We start from the raw sequence: 15,030 nt of genomic DNA, 5'->3' as shown, positions 1-15,030 counted from the left end.
GGTCGAATTGGTGATCGGTGACGACGGCGTCGCGCTGCGCGACCGCATCCTGGAGACGCTGTTCGAACGCCTCCGCGCCGCTGAAAGCACGCTCGTCGCCGACGCCGAGGTGAAGGAGCAGCTGGCGACCCAGGTCGACTGGATCCTCGACCGCACCTTCGACACCCTCGGCCGGCCGGCGAGCGCGGAACGCCTCGTCACCCCGGCGCGACACGGTTCCGGAGTCGGCGAGACGCGGGCCCGCCAGAACATCCACCCGGTCGACAGCCTCAGCGCCGCCACCGAGCTCTTCGACGTGGCCTTCTCGATCATCAGTGCGGACCACGACGCCGACATCAGCCTCGGCGATCTGGCGCGCGCGCTGAACTCCGCCATCATGGCCGCCGTCGTCCCGGCGTCCGTCGGCTACGTGAACGTGCTGCTCGAACGCCTCGCCGTCGCCCACAGCGAGGAGCGGCTCGGGATCTCGCGGGAGCTGCACGACCGGGTGGCGCACAGCATCGCCGCCGGCCTCCAGCGGTTCGAGCTGGGCGGCATCGACGACGGCTCCGACCCGCGCCTCCGGGAGGGGCTCCAGCTCTTCGGGGCCGCGCTGGATGAGACGCGCGCGATCGCGCTCGACCTCCGTCACGCGGTCGGCGACAAGCGGCTCGACGAGGCCCTGCGCGACTACGTCGACGACCTCGACGACTCCGGCCCGCCCGTGCTGACCACGGTCGAAGGGACGCCGTACCGGCTGTCGACGGGAGTGCAGGAGGAGGCGTTCATCATCATCCGCGAGGCCGTCCACAACGCCCGCCGCCACTCCCATGCCGGGATGATCCGCGTCCATTCGCACTGGGACCGGCGCAGCCTCACCATCGCGGTGAGCGACAACGGCCACGGCTTCGCCCATGAGACCGTGCGCTCGGGAGCGCTCGGTCTCATCGTGGCGCAGGAGCGTGCCGAGCTCATCGGCGCAGAACTCGACATCGTCCCGGGCCTCGGCACCGGGACGACACTCAGCCTGACCATTCCGAGAGGCCCGGGAACTCCATGACAGACGAATCGCGAACCGTCGTCCTGATCGACGACCACGGCATGTTCCGACAGGGGATCCGCGCGCTCATCGAGGGCCGCTTCCGCATCGTCGGCGAGGGGGGCTCCAGCGACGACGCGTGGACCCTCGTCTCCGACCACGCCCCGGACGTGCTCCTCCTCGATGTCGAGATCCCGGGGTCGCCCGCCGAGCAGACGGTCTCGCGGCTGCGCCGGCACCACCCCGGGACGGCGATCGTCATCCTCACCATGCACAGCGACGCCGTGCTCGAGCGCCAGCTCCTGCGCGCGGGAGCCGCGGCCTTCGTGACCAAGACCGTGGACAGCGAGCAGTTGATCGCGGTGATCGCGCGCGCGACGCCGCCCGCGGACGAGCCGGCCGATTCCGGCGCCGACTCCGAGGTCACCGGCACGATCCTCACCATCCGGGAGCAGGAGGTGCTGCGCATGATCGCGCAGGCGTACTCCAACCGCGACATCGCGACGTCGCTCTCCATCGCCGAGGGCACTGTCAAGCGGCACACGACGAACATGTACGAGAAGCTCGGCGCCACTTCGCGCATCGATGCGGTCCGGAAGGCCGCCCGGCTGGGGCTGCTGAACTGAGGCCCGCGGCGGCGGTCGGGGCCGTTAACAGAGGCGGCGGTGGCAGGAACCCCCGTTGCCCGCCACCGCCAGCGCCGTCCCCCGATGGCGCACAGAATGAAAGTAATCCCCGCATTTCTCGAAGTGAATACACCTTTGGTCACATCTCGCGGGTCGTCTGATTAATCCCCCGGTCAAGAGAGGTTTCGGTCGCGGCATTCGCCGTTGATATCCTCATCCCACACGCAGGCCTGGAGGAACGCATGGAACTGACATCGGTGATCGACGGCACCCACAACGCTCGCGACCTGGGCGGCATCGCCCTCGACGGAGGCGCCGTGGTCGCGCCGGGAGTCGTGTTCCGCTCGGATGCTCTGGCGACGCTGACCCCCACGGGCGTGCAGGCCCTCCTCGATCTGCGGATCGGCACGGCCATCGATCTCCGCACCGACAGCGAGCGCCTGCGCGCTCCGGACGTGCTGCCGGCCGGCGGTGAGACGCGGCTGGTCGAGCTGTCCATCCTGGGCGGCGCGATGGACGAGCTGGTGAAGCAGCTCCTCCCCTCCGGCGACCGCACCGCCCTGAGCCAGGAGCAGATCGCCGCCCTCGTCGAGCAGATCCCGACCCTGGAGGAGCTCTACGTCGCCATCCTGCAGAGCAGCGCCCCGCAGTTCGCCCAGGTCGCCCGCACGGTCGCCGAATCCGTCGGCGCCGAGCGCCCCGCGGTGCTGTTCCACTGCACCGCCGGCAAGGACCGCACCGGCATCGCCGCGGCCCTGCTGCTCTCGATCGCCGGTGCGGATCGGGACGCGATCGTCGCGGACTACGAGCTCACGCAGGCCAACCTGGCGGGCGCCTTCGCCGACGTGCTGACCGGCCTCGTCACGCAGCTCGGCATCCCGCTCGTGCCGCGCCTGGAGACGCTCGCGACGAAGTCCCCGGCCTCGGCGATCACCGCCGCGCTCGACTGGGTCGACGCGAACCACGGCGACGCCGCCGGCTACCTGCGCTCCGGCGGCCTCACCGACACGGAGCTCGCGAGCGTGCGCGGGGCGCTCCGGCAGGAGTCGACCCCGCGGGAGTGATCCGGCCACCCGGGCGTCCTCCGCACGCGGGGGATCGCCAGGTGGGGGGCCTACGGTGAGGCCATGACGCCCCCTTCCTCGGATCGACCCGGCGCCCGGGCAGCCCGCCCCTGGCTCACCTCCTACGCCGAGGGGGTCCCCCACGACATCCCTCCCGCCACGACCACGCTCGTCGACACGCTCGACGCGTCCGTGCGCCGGTTCGGACGGCGCGCGGCGCTGGAGTTCTTCGGTCGCACGACGACGTACGGCGAGCTCGGGGACCAGGTCGCCCGCGCGGCGAACGGACTCCGCAAGCTCGGCGTCGCCGCCGGCGATCGGGTCGCCCTCGTGCTTCCGAACTGCCCGCAGCACGTGATCGCCTTCTACGCCGTCGTCCGTCTGGGCGCGATCGTCGTCGAGCACAACCCGCTCTACACGGCACGCGAGCTCCGGCATCAGTTCGAGGACCACGGCGCGAAGGTCGCCATCGTCTGGGACAAGGCGACCGACATGATCGCGGGTCTCCCCGCCGACGCCGCGCCCGCGCGCGTGATCTCCGTCGACATCACGCGCGCCCTGCCGTTCGGGAAACGCGCCGCCCTCCGCCTGCCGCTGCGCCGCGCCCGCACGGCACGAGCCGCGATGACCTCCACCCCGACGGCGAAGCGGGTGGTCCGCTGGGAACAGCTCGTCACCCACCGGCCCCTCCCGCGCCGCACGCCGCGCCCGCGGGTCGGGGATGCCGCGCTCCTGCAGTACACGAGCGGCACGACGGGCACGCCGAAGGGGGCGATCCTCTCCCACGGCAACCTCGTCGCCAACGCGGCACAGGGCAGGGCCTGGGTCCCGGGGCTCCGGGAGGGCGGCGAGGTCTTCTACGGCATCCTGCCGCTGTTCCATGCCTACGGACTGACCCTCTGTCTCACCACCGCACTCAGCATCGGCGCGCGCGTCGTGCTCTTCCCGACCTTCGACGTCGACCTGGTGATCGCGGCCGCGCGGACGTCGCCGCCGACCTTCCTCCCCGCCGTCCCGCCGATCTACGACGCGCTGGCTCGCGCGGCCCAGCAGAAGAGGCTGGACCTCAGCAGGATCCGGTACGCCATCTCGGGCGCGATGAGCCTCCCGGTCTCCACCGTGACCCGCTGGGAGGAGACGACCGGCGGCCTCCTCGTCGAGGGCTACGGGATGACGGAGGCCTCCCCGATCGCCCTCGGCAACCCGATGGGGCCGTCGCGGCGGCCCGGCACCGTCGGCGTGCCGTTCCCGAGCACCGACATCCGCGTCGTGGACCCCGCCGACGTGACCGTCGACGTCCCCTCGGGCGAACCGGGCGAACTGCTGATCCGCGGACCGCAGGTCTTCCACGGCTACTGGCGGCGCCCCGACGACACGCGTGCGGCGCTTCTCGACGGCGGCTGGTTGCGGACCGGCGACATCGTGACCGTCTCGGAGGACGGGTTCGTGACCATCATCGACCGGATCAAGGAGCTCATCGTCACCGGCGGCTTCAACGTCAGCCCGAGCGAGGTGGAGCAGACCCTCGCCTCCCACCCGGACGTCAGCGCCGCCGCCGTCGTCGGTCTGCCCCGCGGATCGGGCGGCGAGGACGTGGTCGCCGCCGTCGTCATGAACGAGGGGATCACCGTGGACCCCGGAGCCCTGCGCGACTACTGCCGGGCGCATCTCGCGGCCTACAAGATCCCCAAGCGGTTCGTGCAGGTCGACGAACTGCCGCGATCGCTGGTGGGCAAGGTCCTCCGACGGACGGTGCGCGAGGAGATCCTCGCGGGGCTGGATCGCGGCTGACGGGCGGCCCGGCGGATCCCCCCTCCCCACGACCCCCTCGCACCCGGTACCGTTCGCGCGAAAGCACTCTCACAGACGAACGGAGTCGCGCGATGACCCTCACCCCCACGGAACTCGACGAGATCGAGGCCGCCAACACCTCCGGGCGCACGCCCGTCGTGTTCGTGCACGGCCTGTGGCTGCTCTCCAGCAGCTGGCAGCCCTGGCGCGACCTCTTCGAAGACCAGGGATACGCCACCATCGCACCGGGGTGGCCCGACGATCCCGAGACGGTGGAGCAGGCCAAGGCCGACCCGGACGTCTTCGCGGGCAAGATGGTGCGGCAGGTCACCGACCACTACGCCGAGGCCATCGACGCGCTCGATCAGGCGCCGGTCGTCATCGGGCACAGTTTCGGCGGGCTCATCGCGCAGAAGCTCGCCGGCGAGGCGAAGAACGCGGTCACCGTCGCCATCGACCCGGCGCAGTTCAAGGGCGTCACCGCCCTCCCGCCGTCGGCCCTCAAGGCCGGGGCGCCCGCGCTCCTGACCTTCAACCGCACGAAGCACGGCGTCACGCTCACGTACGAGCAGTTCGCGTACGGCTGGACCAACGCGGTCTCGGAGGAGGAGGGCAAGGCCCTCTACGAGAAGTACCATGTGCCCGCGTCGGCCGTGCCGATCTTCCAGGCCGCGACCGCCAACTTCAACCCGTTCGCCGAGACCAAGGTCATCACCGACAACCACGACCGCGGCCCGCTCCTGCTCATCGCCGGCGGCGACGACCACACGGTGCCGCAGGCGGTCGTCGAGAACGAGTTCAAGATCCAGCAGAAGAACCCCGGGGTCACCGAGCTGATCGTCGTGCCGGGCCGCGGGCACTCGCTCGTCATCGACCCGGGATGGCGGGAGGTCGCGGACGAGGCGCTCGAGTTCGTGCAGCGGCACAGCGGGTAGCGCGTGCGTCGCCGTCGTGCCGCGCCGTCAGCCGGCGCGCACGGCGAGCGCCGTGCGGACGTGCTCCTCCATGAAGCCCACGCGGATGCTGTCGTCGGCGAGCCGGCGGAGCGCGGGTGCGTCGAAACCGAGCGTGTCGGCGAGGAGCGCGTGCTCCCGCGACAACGGCGCGCCGGTCTGCCGCGGGTTGTCGTCGCCGAGGACCACGGCGACGCCCGCTTCGCGGAACCGGCCCGCCGGGTGCGCGTCGAGCGAGGCGACGGCACCGGTGTAGAGGTTCGACGTCGGGCACACCTCGATGGCCACGCCGGCGTCGACGACCCGCGCCAGCACCTCCGCGTCGTCGGCGACGTGCGCGCCGTGCCCGATGCGACTGACGCCGAGGAGTTCGACCGCGTCGAGCGCCGCCTGCGCGGGAGCGGCCTCCGCCGCGTGGCAGGTCAGGCCGAGGCCGGCCGCCCGAGCGATGGCGAACGCTCCCGCGAAGGCGTGCAGGTCGGGGAAGCGCGCCTCGTCACCGGCCAGGTCGAAGCCCACGACGCCGTCCCCGGCGAAGCGTGCGGCGGCCCGTGCGACGGCCTCGTTGGTCTCCGCGTCGTGCAGGCGGAGTGCGGCGACCACGACTCCCGCCGGCATCCCGGTGATGGCGATCCCCTGCTTCACCCCCTCGCAGACGGCGGCGATCACGTCGGTCAGGCCGAAGCCGTCCCGGACGTGCGTCGCGGGCCCGAAGCGCAGCTCGAGGTAGCTCTGGCCGTCCGCGTGCGCGTCCTCGACCGCCTCCCTCGCGATGCGGGTGAGGGAGGCGCGGCTCCCGAAGAAGGGGTAGGAGGACGACACCTTGGCCAGGTAGTCCGTCAGGTCGGAGGGCGCGTCGAGTTCGAGCGCCCGCTGCCAGTCGATCCCGGCGTCGAGCCCGGCGGCCGGCGCCAGGGCCGCCGCCGTGCTCGGCCGGACGCGCCCCTCGAGGTGGGTGTGCAGGTTGATCAGCATGCGGTCGTGAGCAGGTCGATCAGGTGCGGCCCGAGCGGACGGTCCGTGCCGAGCACCACGCGCGTCCGGGCTCCCGGCTGGTCGACCGGACCGAGGCGCTGCCCGCGCAGATCGCAGATGGTCTGACCCCGCGCCGGGCCCTCGGTCTCGTCGACCTCCACCGCGACGGCGGGCGCCACGGTCGGAACCACGCCGCCCACGGCGATCGCGGCGGCCAGCGGATCGTGGAGGGCGCAGCTGCGGCTCCCGTAGAAGTCGACGTAGAAGTCGAAGTAGTGGTCGAGCATCTGCCCCAGCGCGACCGCCAGCGGCACGTCCGAGCCCAGCAGGCGGGCGCGGTCGGACTCGTCCAGCGTGTTCTCCAGGGTGACGTCGAGCGGCACCAGGGTGATGTCCCAGTCGGCCTCGAGCACGATGCCCGCAGCCTCGGGGTCGTTCCAGACGTTCGCCTCGGCGACGGCGGAGACGTTGCCGGGCACGAGGGCCGCTCCTCCCATGATCGTCACGTCCTTCACCCGCTGGGCCAGACCCGGATCGGCCTCGAGCGCGATGGCGATGTTCGTCAGCGGCCCGACGGTGACGAGGCGCAGCTCGCCCTCGTACTCACGCGAGAGCCGGAGGAGGAGGTCGGTCGCGGACTCGCCGGCCACCTCCCCCGCGCCACGCGGCAGCTCCACTCCGCCGACGCCGTTCCAGCCGTGGATGTGCGGCACGCCGCCGTCGAACGCCCGCGTCGACCAGTCCTCCGCCCCCTGCGCGACCGGGACGCCCTCCCGCCCCGCCAGTGCGAGCAGGTCGAGGGTGTTCCTCGCGGCCTGGGAGGCGCTGGTGTTGCCGCTCACGGTGCCGACGCCGACGAGGTCGACGCCGGGCGCGGCGAGCAGGTAGGCGAGGGCGAGGGAGTCGTCGATCCCGGTGTCGCAGTCGAGGTAGACGGGGAGGCGCTGATCGGTGGTGCTCATGCTCTTCTTTCGGTGTTTCGGGTGTCAGATGCGCTGGCCGGCGCGGGGGCGGATGAGCAGGCTGGTGATGAGGGCCAGGACGGTGATGACCACGGAGATCCAGAGGGCCGTCGTGACCCCGCCGAGCGAGCCGGAGGCCGCGAACGGGGCGACGATGCCGATGCCGAGGCTGGCGCCGATGCCGAAGGCCGCTCCGTTCAGGCCGGGCAGCGCCGCCGGCGCGTCCGGGGGCGAGAGCAGCACGCCCAGGCCGTTGACGGTCGTCAGCACGAGGCCGTTGTAGGTGATCCCGAGGAAGGCGACCGCGGCGAGCACGAGACCCTGGTTGGTCGGGACGAACGCGATGACGATGAGCGCGATCGTGCTCAGCAGCAGCCCGATGCGCAGGATGCGGAGCCAGCCCGCGCGTCCCGCGAGCCAGCCGGAGAGCGGGGCGGCGAAGACGCCGATCAAGGCGGCCGGGGTGAGGAAGAGCAGCGCCGACGTGGCCGCATCGAGTCCGAAGCCGATCTCGGCGTTCTGGCTCAGCAGCACGACGGTGAAGTTGATCACCGCGAAGATGCCCGAGAGCGTCAGGACCGTCGTGACGATGACCGGCCACACCTGGCGCGAACGGAGGTGCTCGACCGCGATCAGGGGCGAGGTGCGCCGCTTCTCGATCAGCCAGAACGCCACGAAGGCGACCACCCCGACGGCGAGGAACACGAGCGTGAGCGGGGCGACCCAGCCCAGCGAGGAGCCGTTCGAGACGAAGTAGGTCAGGCCGATCAGGGCCACGGACAGCGCGGCGGCGCCCCACCAGTCCATCGTGCCCGTCGGAGTCGGTCGCCCACCGCGTGGCACGGCGACGATCACGGCCAGCAGGGCGACGATCCCGAAGACGAAGATCACGACGAACACCGAGCGGAAGCCGAAGTTGTCCGTCAGCAGACCGCCGACCCAGCCGTCGAGACCGCCGACGCCGCCGTTGACCGCCGTGATGATCCCGAGGGTGGTGCCGAAGATCTTGGCGCTGAGCGACTCGCTCAGGATGATGTACGCCAGCTGGAACGCGGCGCTCGACGCCCCCTGGAGCACGCGGCCCACGAGGAGGATCGGCAGGTTCGGCGCGAAGATGCAGAGCAGGGTGCCGACCGCGAGGATCGCCAGCACGATGATGAGCGACCGTCGACGGCCGACGAAGTCGCTCCAGCGCGACAGGACGACGCCTCCGATCGAGCCCGCGAGGAAGAACAGCGAGGTGACCTGGGAGACCGAGCCGACGTCGACGTTCAGCTCCTTCGCCATGTCGGGCAGGGCGGGCGACAGCATGCTCGCGTTGAGCTGGTACGACAGCACGCCGAGGACCAGCGTGGCGACGAGGCCGACCGCGCGGCCGCCTCTGAGAGTGGGCGACGCGGACGCGGCCGGAGCTGCGGCGGTCGAGAGGTTCGGGTGACTCATGTGACTCCAATGTCAGAGACGCCGGAGGACCTCCGGCCAGGTAGTAGGAAGTTATACCTCTCCGGTACAACATTTGCAAACAGCGGTCGGCCGGTGCTTGAATGGGCGGACGATGCGAGGAGCGGCGATGACGACCACGACGGAAGAATTCCTGGGCGAGCGACTGATGACGCCCGCCGGGCAGCCGCTGCGGGTCGCCGTGTACTCACGGCTCGCCGACGGCATCCGGTCCGGTGTGTTCCCGCTGGGCGCCATGCTCCCCCGCGAGACCGAGCTCGCCGAGCAGCTGGGCATCAGCCGCACGCCGGTGCGCGAAGCCCTGATGCTGCTGGAGGAGGACGGCCTGATCCGCACCCGGCGCGGGGTCGGTCGCTTCGTCGCCGACGCCATCCCCCGCTCCGGACTCGAGCTCTTCCAGCCCTTCGACGTCGCGCTCAGCGAGTCGGGGGCGCCCGTCGAGGTCGAGGTCCTCGAGTTCGAGCTGCAGCAGACGACCGACTTCGTCTCGACCAAGCTCGCGCTCGACTCCGCGGCGAACACGTGGTTCCGGGAGTCGCTCGTGCGTCGCAACGGCGAGCCGATCGCGATCCTGCAGGAGCACCTCCCGGCCGGCAAGTACCTGAGCGACGTCAGCCCCGCCATCGCCTCCGACCTGCAGGAGGCCGCGGCCCTTCCCGCCTCCCTGCTCGCCTCGCTCACGGCCCGGCGCGGGCCGCAGTTCGACTCCGCGGTCTGCCAGATCGCCGCGAGCGTCGCGGGCAAGACGCGCGCCAAGCTGCTCGGGATCGATCCCGCAGACTCGGTGCTCGTGCTGACGCAGGTGGCCGAGCGGGCCGGCACGCCGCTCTACCTCGCGAAGTGCATCACGTCGTCGCACGTTGGCCAGCTCACGGTCATGCAGTCCACCGCCTCGGTCTCCTGACCGCCGCCGACCCGAAAGGCCCTACCGTGCACGACCCCCGCCCCCTCGTCGTCGTCGGGAGCATCAACGTCGACATCACCGCCATCGCCGACCGCCTCCCCACGCCGGGCGAGACCATCGGCGGGGGCCTCCTCCAGCGCCACGCGGGCGGCAAGGGCGCCAACCAGGCGGCGGCCGCGAGCCGGCTCGGTGCGCGCGTGCGCATGGTCGGCGCAGTGGGCGACGACGCGGACGGCGCGTGGATGCTCGACGAGCTGCGGGAGGCCGGCGTCGACGTCGGCGATGTGCGCACGGTGGCCGCCGCGACCGGGACCGCCCTCATCGCGGTCGACCACGACGGTGAGAACCAGATCGTCGTCTGCCCCGGCGCCAACGCCGAGGTCTCCCTCGCGGGCGTCGAGGTGGCGGACGACGAGGTGGTCCTCGCCCAGCTGGAGGTCGAGCTCGAACTCGTCCTCCAGCTCGCGGCACGCACCCGTGCCTTCCTCGCTCTCAACGCCGCCCCGGCCCGCTCCCTCCCCGCCGAGCTCATCGAGCGCGTCGACCTGTTCATCGTCAACGAGTCGGAGTACGCGCTGATGCCCGAGCTCGCGAAGGCCGAGCGGGTCGCCGTCACGTACGGGGGCGAGGGCGCCGCCCTCTATGAGAAGGGGACCGAGGTCGCGCGGGTGCCCGCCGTGCGCGTGCAGCCGGTGAACACGGTCGGGGCCGGCGATGCGTTCTGCGCCGCGCTGACGATGGCGCTCACCGCGGGCGCGACGCCCGAGGAGGCCCTGCGCGCGGCGTGCGCGGTCGGCGCCGCCGCGGTCGCGCATCCCGGCAGCCAGCCGCCGTTCTCGCCGCTTGCCGCCTACACGGCGTGACGGCCTAGACCAGGAGCGACCGGATCGCGGAGGCCGCGGCGCCGCGCGCCCAGTCCTCGAAGGTGTGCGGGCGCACCTCGATGCGGCACCGGCCGGCGGAGCCGAACGCGTGCTCGGCGTAGGAGGCGCGGAGCGCCCCCTCGAGCAGGTCGATGGCGGCGACGCCCTCGCCGCCGATGATCACGAGCTCCGGACCGACGAGGTTGACGAGGCTCGCGATGGCCGCGCCGATCACGCGGCCCGCCTCCGCGAAGACCGTGACGGCGGCGGGGTCGCCCGCGCGGCCGAGGGCGACCGCCTCGTCGATCGGGACCGGCCGGCCGTGCGCGGCCGAGACGGCCTCCACGATCGCGCCGGTCGCCGCGACCGCCTCGACGCAGCCACGACGGCCGCAGGCGCACAGGCGGTCGGGAGCGGCGAGCGGCAGGTGGCCGATCTCCCCGGCGACGCCGTACGCGCCCGCGACGACCTCCCCGTTGAGGTGGAGGCCGCTGCCGACGCCGCGCCCGATCGTCACGATGGCGAAGGAGGCGGTCCCGAGCCCGACGCCGAACGAGTGCTCACCGATGGTCAGGGCGCGCACGTCGTTCTCGACGACGACCTCCTGCGCGAGCCGTGCGGAGAGCGCGGCGCCGAGCTCGACGTCGCGCCAGCCCATGAGGACAGAGTCGCGCACGACGCCGCTTGCGGTGTCGACATCGCCCGAGACGGCGACGCCGACGCGGGCCAGCCGCGAGCCGAGCCGGCCGATGGAGGCCTGCAGGTGTGCGCAGAGGCCGACGATCGCGTCGATGACCGCAGCGGGCTCTGCTGATGCCAGGGGCACCCGCTCGGCGGCGACGACGCGGTCGGTGAGGTCGGTGACGACGCCGACCAGCTCGTCCGCATTCACCTTCACACCGGTGACGACGAGCGCCTCCGGCACCACGGCGATCGGGCTGACCGGGCGGCCCGGGAGGCCGGTGGGCGTCGCCTCGAGCGAGTCGTCGACCAGCCCTGCAGCGACGAGGGGCGCGACCGCCTTCGTGACGGCCGCCTGCGACAGTCCCGTCCGGCGGGCGACCTCGATGCGGCTGATCGGGCTGCGGGTGAGGATCGTTCCGAACACGCGTGCGGCCGCGTCGGAGGAGGAGCGGAGCAGCGCCGTCCGGGCCCGCGTCTCGTCGTCCATGTGCTGCACCGCTTCTCGTGAGGGGGTTGCCGCACACACCGTAGCCGTGGTTAATTTACACTGTCAAGTAATCCGTCTCCCGAGGAGCCCACCATGCTCGACGGCTCCGGCGCCGTTCTCCTGCTGCGCGCGGCAGGCGCATGCCTCGTCATCGATGCGGCCGGGCCCGTGCCCCGGGTGCTGCACTGGGGCGCGGATCTCGGCCCCCTCGACCCGGCCGCCACCGACGCCCTGCGCGTCACGGGCGCACCGGCCGTACTCAACAACGCCCCGGACGTCCCGCGCACGTTCAGCCTGTGGGCGACCGAGTACGAGGGATGGGCGGGAACGCCCGCGCAGGAGGGTCACGCCGCCGGTTCCGCGACCACCCCGCGCCCGCGTGCGGTGGCGGTGCGGCACCGCGTCGACGGCGAGGACGGCGACGGCGGCGGCCTGATCGAGATCGACCTGGTGGACGAGATCACCGGGCTGCGGTCGACGATGGCGCTCGCGCTCGACCCGTACGGGGTGCTGGCCGTCGACGTCTCCGTCGTCCGCGATGAGGCGCTGCTCGCCGCCACCGCCGCATCGTACGAGCTGGACGCCCTGCGCGTGCTCCTCCCCCTGCCCGAGCGCGCGGTCGACATCCTCGACTTCGACGGCAAGTGGTGCCGCGAGCGCTCCCCGCAGCGCGGTGCGATCTTCTCCGGAACGCACCTGCGGCGCACGCGGCGCGGCAAACCGGGCCACGACTCCCCCTTCCTCGTCGTCGCCGGCACGAGCGACTTGGCGTTCGGCACGGGCGAGGCCTGGGCGGCCCACCTCGCCTGGAGCGGCGACAGCGAGTACGTCGTCGAGAGGCTTCCCGAGGGCGCCGGCGCGTTCTCGTCGGTCCTCGGCGCCGGGGAGGCTCTGCGCTCGGGCGAGATCCTGCTCGCGCCCGGCGACCGGTACGACGCGCCGACCGCCCTGTTCGTCTGGTCGGGCGACGGTCTCGACGGCGTCGCCGACCGCCTCCACCGCCGGCTGCGGGCCCGGCCGTCGCATCCCGCGACTCCGCGGCCCCTCACCCTGAACTCGTGGGAGGCCGTCTACTTCGACCACGACCTGGACCGGCTCTCCGCGCTGGTCGAGCGCGCGGCCCGGGTCGGCGTGGAGCGCGTCGTGCTCGACGACGGCTGGTTCCACGGCAGACGGGCAGCGAACGCCGGTCTCGGCGACTGGTTCGTCGACCGCGCGGTGTGGCCCGAGGGCCTGGCGCCGCTCGTCGACCGGGTCCGCTCGCACGGCATGCAGTTCGGGATCTGGTTCGAGCCCGAGATGATCAACCTCGACTCCGATCTGGCCCGCCTCCACCCCGACTGGGTGCTCGGACCGCGTGCGGGCCTCGGCGCCACGTCGCGCGACCAGTACGTGCTCGATCTGACCCGTACGGAGGCCTCCGACCTCGTGCTCGACCGCATCAGCGCGATCGTGGAGGAGTACGGCGTCGACTACATCAAGTGGGACCACAACCGCGACCTGTCGGAGGCCGTGAGCGGCCGGTCGGGCAGCGACCGTCCCGCGGTCCACGAGCAGACCCGCGCGCTCTACCGGATGCTCGACGCGCTGCGCGAGCGGCACCCCGGGCTCGAGATCGAGACCTGCTCGGGAGGCGGCGGCCGGGTCGACCTCGGCATCCTCGACCGCACGGACCGCATCTGGGCCTCCGACTGCAACGACCCCGTCGAGCGCCTGCAGATCGAGCGCTGGACCCGGATGCTCGTGCCGCCGGAGCTCGTCGGCTCGCACCTCGGCGCGGAGCGCTCGCACACCACGTCCCGGCGCACCGACCTCTCGTTCCGGCTGATCGTCGCCCTCACCGCCCACGCCGGCATCGAGTGGGACCTGCAGGAGGCCGACGACGACGAGCTGGAGCGCATCGCGCGCTGGGGTGCGGTGTACCGCGAACTGCGCGAGCTCATCCACAGCGGCCGCGTCGTCAACGCCGACCTCGCCGACGAGGCGACCGTGCTGACCGGCATCGTCGCGCAGGACGGCAGCCGCGCCATCCACACCTGGGCACGGCTCGCGACCTCGGCCGCGGGCCAGTCGGGACGCGTCCGTTTCCCGGGGCTCGATGCGGCCGCCCGCTACGAGGTGCGCGTCCGGGACGAGTTCGGGACGGCGCGCCGACACCAGAGCTCCGACCCCGAGTGGCTCGCCGCGGCGCTGACGGCGGAGGGCATCACGCTCCCCGGCTCGGTGCTCGGGATCGTCGGCGTTCCGCTGCCGACGCTCGCACCGCAGCAGGCGATGCTGTTCGACCTCGTCCGGGTGGCCTGACGCGGTCGGCCCGGCGCGACGCTTCCGTCAGCCCTCCTGCGGCCAGTCCGCCAGCCGCGCGGCGGCCGCCGTCGTGACCCGCAGGAACTCCAGCGCGAGCGCCGTCGGGTCCGCCGACTGCCGCACCACTTCGTAGGGCAGGACGAACTCCCCCAGCGCGTGGTCGTAGTACGCGCCTCCCGGGACCGTCGTCTGCGCATATCCCTCCGGCTCGGGATACGCGTACGAGTAGAACGCGCCCTCGCGGCCGCCGCCGGGCCAGAAGCCCGAACTGCTGATCTCGTCGCAGTAGCCCTCGATCATGACGCGGTCGGGGCAGTTCGGCACACCGCCCGGGTGCAGCGGTGCGGGCCGCCCGGAGAACCGGGTCGTCGCGATGTCGAGCGCGCCCCAGAAGAGGTGGACCGGGCTGGCCTTGCCGCGGAACTCGGCCCGCAGGCGGCGCAGCACGCCGTCGGCGCGGATGAGCTGCCGCCAGAACGCGTGCACCTGCTCCGGCTCGTACGAGCGGTGCTCGACGTCGGTTGGGAACGGGATCGCCGGGTCCACCTCGTTCGGCGTCGGATGGATCTCGAGCTCGACGCCGAGCCGGCCGAGCGCCTCGACGGTGAGCCGGTAGAACTCGGCCACCGTCATCGGCTGCAGCGCGATCTCCTCCCGGCCTCCCTCGCTCGTCCGCAGCACGAGCCGGTGGTCGACGAAGTCGAACTCGATGTCGAGGATGACGCCGTCGAGCGGGATCGGGCCGGTCGAGAGGCCGCGCGCGCTCAGCGAGAGCGTCACGTGCCACCAGTGGTTCAGGAACGGCGAGCCGACCATCCGCAGCTTCCCGATGATCTGCAGCCACATGTGCAGCGTCTCCCGGGTGGGGGCCCAGGCCTCCACCTCCAGGGACGGCCACGATTCTCCGCGCTTCTCCATCTCGACCTCCGTCACCC

At 72.4% G+C, this 15,030-nt stretch carries 13 protein-coding genes; 8 read left to right on the top strand and 5 right to left on the bottom strand.

Features of this window, described 5'->3' with window-relative positions; all coding sequences use genetic code 11:
* Positions 1-10 precede the first annotated feature (10 nt).
* The 5 genes from FHX33_RS14110 (at position 11) to FHX33_RS14090 (ending at position 5,434) form a co-directional block, all read left to right on the top strand.
* Complete coding sequence (locus FHX33_RS14110; protein WP_248616246.1) at positions 11-1,039, top strand: sensor histidine kinase; 1,029 nt, start codon at positions 11-13, stop codon at positions 1,037-1,039.
* Complete coding sequence (locus tag FHX33_RS14105; protein ID WP_021762589.1) at positions 1,036-1,644, top strand: response regulator; 609 nt, start codon at positions 1,036-1,038, stop codon at positions 1,642-1,644. The genes FHX33_RS14110 and FHX33_RS14105 overlap by 4 nt, the downstream gene beginning before the upstream one ends.
* A 242-nt stretch (positions 1,645-1,886) precedes the next feature.
* Positions 1,887-2,708: a tyrosine-protein phosphatase gene (locus FHX33_RS14100; protein ID WP_021762590.1), complete on the top strand. Its 822-nt coding sequence runs from the start codon at positions 1,887-1,889 to the stop codon at positions 2,706-2,708.
* 63 nt (positions 2,709-2,771) lie between these two features.
* Positions 2,772-4,499, top strand: a complete 1,728-nt coding sequence (locus FHX33_RS14095) for a long-chain-fatty-acid--CoA ligase (protein WP_021762591.1) — start codon at positions 2,772-2,774, stop codon at positions 4,497-4,499.
* 92 nt (positions 4,500-4,591) lie between these two features.
* A complete protein-coding gene (locus FHX33_RS14090; RefSeq protein ID WP_021762592.1) occupies positions 4,592-5,434 on the top strand; it encodes an alpha/beta hydrolase in 843 nt (280 codons plus the stop codon).
* Between the two features lie 27 nt (positions 5,435-5,461).
* On the opposite strand, the gene add is transcribed toward FHX33_RS14090, so the two are convergent.
* From add to FHX33_RS14075, 3 genes are read right to left on the bottom strand one after another with little or no spacing between them, the layout of a single operon-like run.
* On the bottom strand, positions 5,462-6,427 hold the full coding sequence (add, locus tag FHX33_RS14085) for an adenosine deaminase (protein ID WP_183428640.1): 966 nt from the start codon (positions 6,425-6,427) through the stop codon (positions 5,462-5,464).
* Positions 6,421-7,389 (bottom strand): nucleoside hydrolase, encoded by a 969-nt coding sequence (locus FHX33_RS14080; protein WP_021759497.1) that lies wholly within the window; start codon positions 7,387-7,389, stop codon positions 6,421-6,423. Before FHX33_RS14080 ends, add begins: the two co-directional genes overlap by 7 nt.
* A 24-nt stretch (positions 7,390-7,413) precedes the next feature.
* Complete coding sequence (locus FHX33_RS14075; RefSeq protein WP_021759495.1) at positions 7,414-8,832, bottom strand: MFS transporter; 1,419 nt, start codon at positions 8,830-8,832, stop codon at positions 7,414-7,416.
* 127 nt (positions 8,833-8,959) lie between these two features.
* Between FHX33_RS14075 and FHX33_RS14070 the strand changes: the two genes are divergently transcribed.
* Both FHX33_RS14070 and FHX33_RS14065 read left to right on the top strand, forming a co-directional pair.
* Positions 8,960-9,754 (top strand): GntR family transcriptional regulator, encoded by a 795-nt coding sequence (locus tag FHX33_RS14070; protein ID WP_021759493.1) that lies wholly within the window; start codon positions 8,960-8,962, stop codon positions 9,752-9,754.
* Between the two features lie 26 nt (positions 9,755-9,780).
* A complete protein-coding gene (locus tag FHX33_RS14065; protein WP_183428639.1) occupies positions 9,781-10,617 on the top strand; it encodes a PfkB family carbohydrate kinase in 837 nt (278 codons plus the stop codon).
* 4 nt (positions 10,618-10,621) lie between these two features.
* Here the strand turns inward: FHX33_RS14065 and FHX33_RS14060 are convergent, their stop codons facing one another.
* Entirely contained in the window at positions 10,622-11,788 is a 1,167-nt protein-coding gene (locus FHX33_RS14060; RefSeq protein ID WP_183428638.1) for an ROK family transcriptional regulator, read from the bottom strand.
* Between the two features lie 93 nt (positions 11,789-11,881).
* On the opposite strand from FHX33_RS14060, the gene FHX33_RS14055 reads away from it, so the two are divergent.
* A complete protein-coding gene (locus FHX33_RS14055; protein ID WP_183428637.1) occupies positions 11,882-14,092 on the top strand; it encodes an alpha-galactosidase in 2,211 nt (736 codons plus the stop codon).
* A gap of 27 nt (positions 14,093-14,119) precedes the next feature.
* Here the strand turns inward: FHX33_RS14055 and FHX33_RS14050 are convergent, their stop codons facing one another.
* A complete protein-coding gene (locus tag FHX33_RS14050) occupies positions 14,120-15,013 on the bottom strand; it encodes a DUF5996 family protein (RefSeq protein WP_039921979.1) in 894 nt (297 codons plus the stop codon).
* Positions 15,014-15,030: the final 17 nt, after the last annotated feature.

The organism is Leifsonia aquatica, assembly GCF_014190775.1.
Lineage (GTDB): Bacteria > Actinomycetota > Actinomycetes > Actinomycetales > Microbacteriaceae > Leifsonia > Leifsonia aquatica.
Note: the sequence above shows the minus strand (reverse complement) of the source record. Positions and strands in the feature narration are given on the sequence as shown.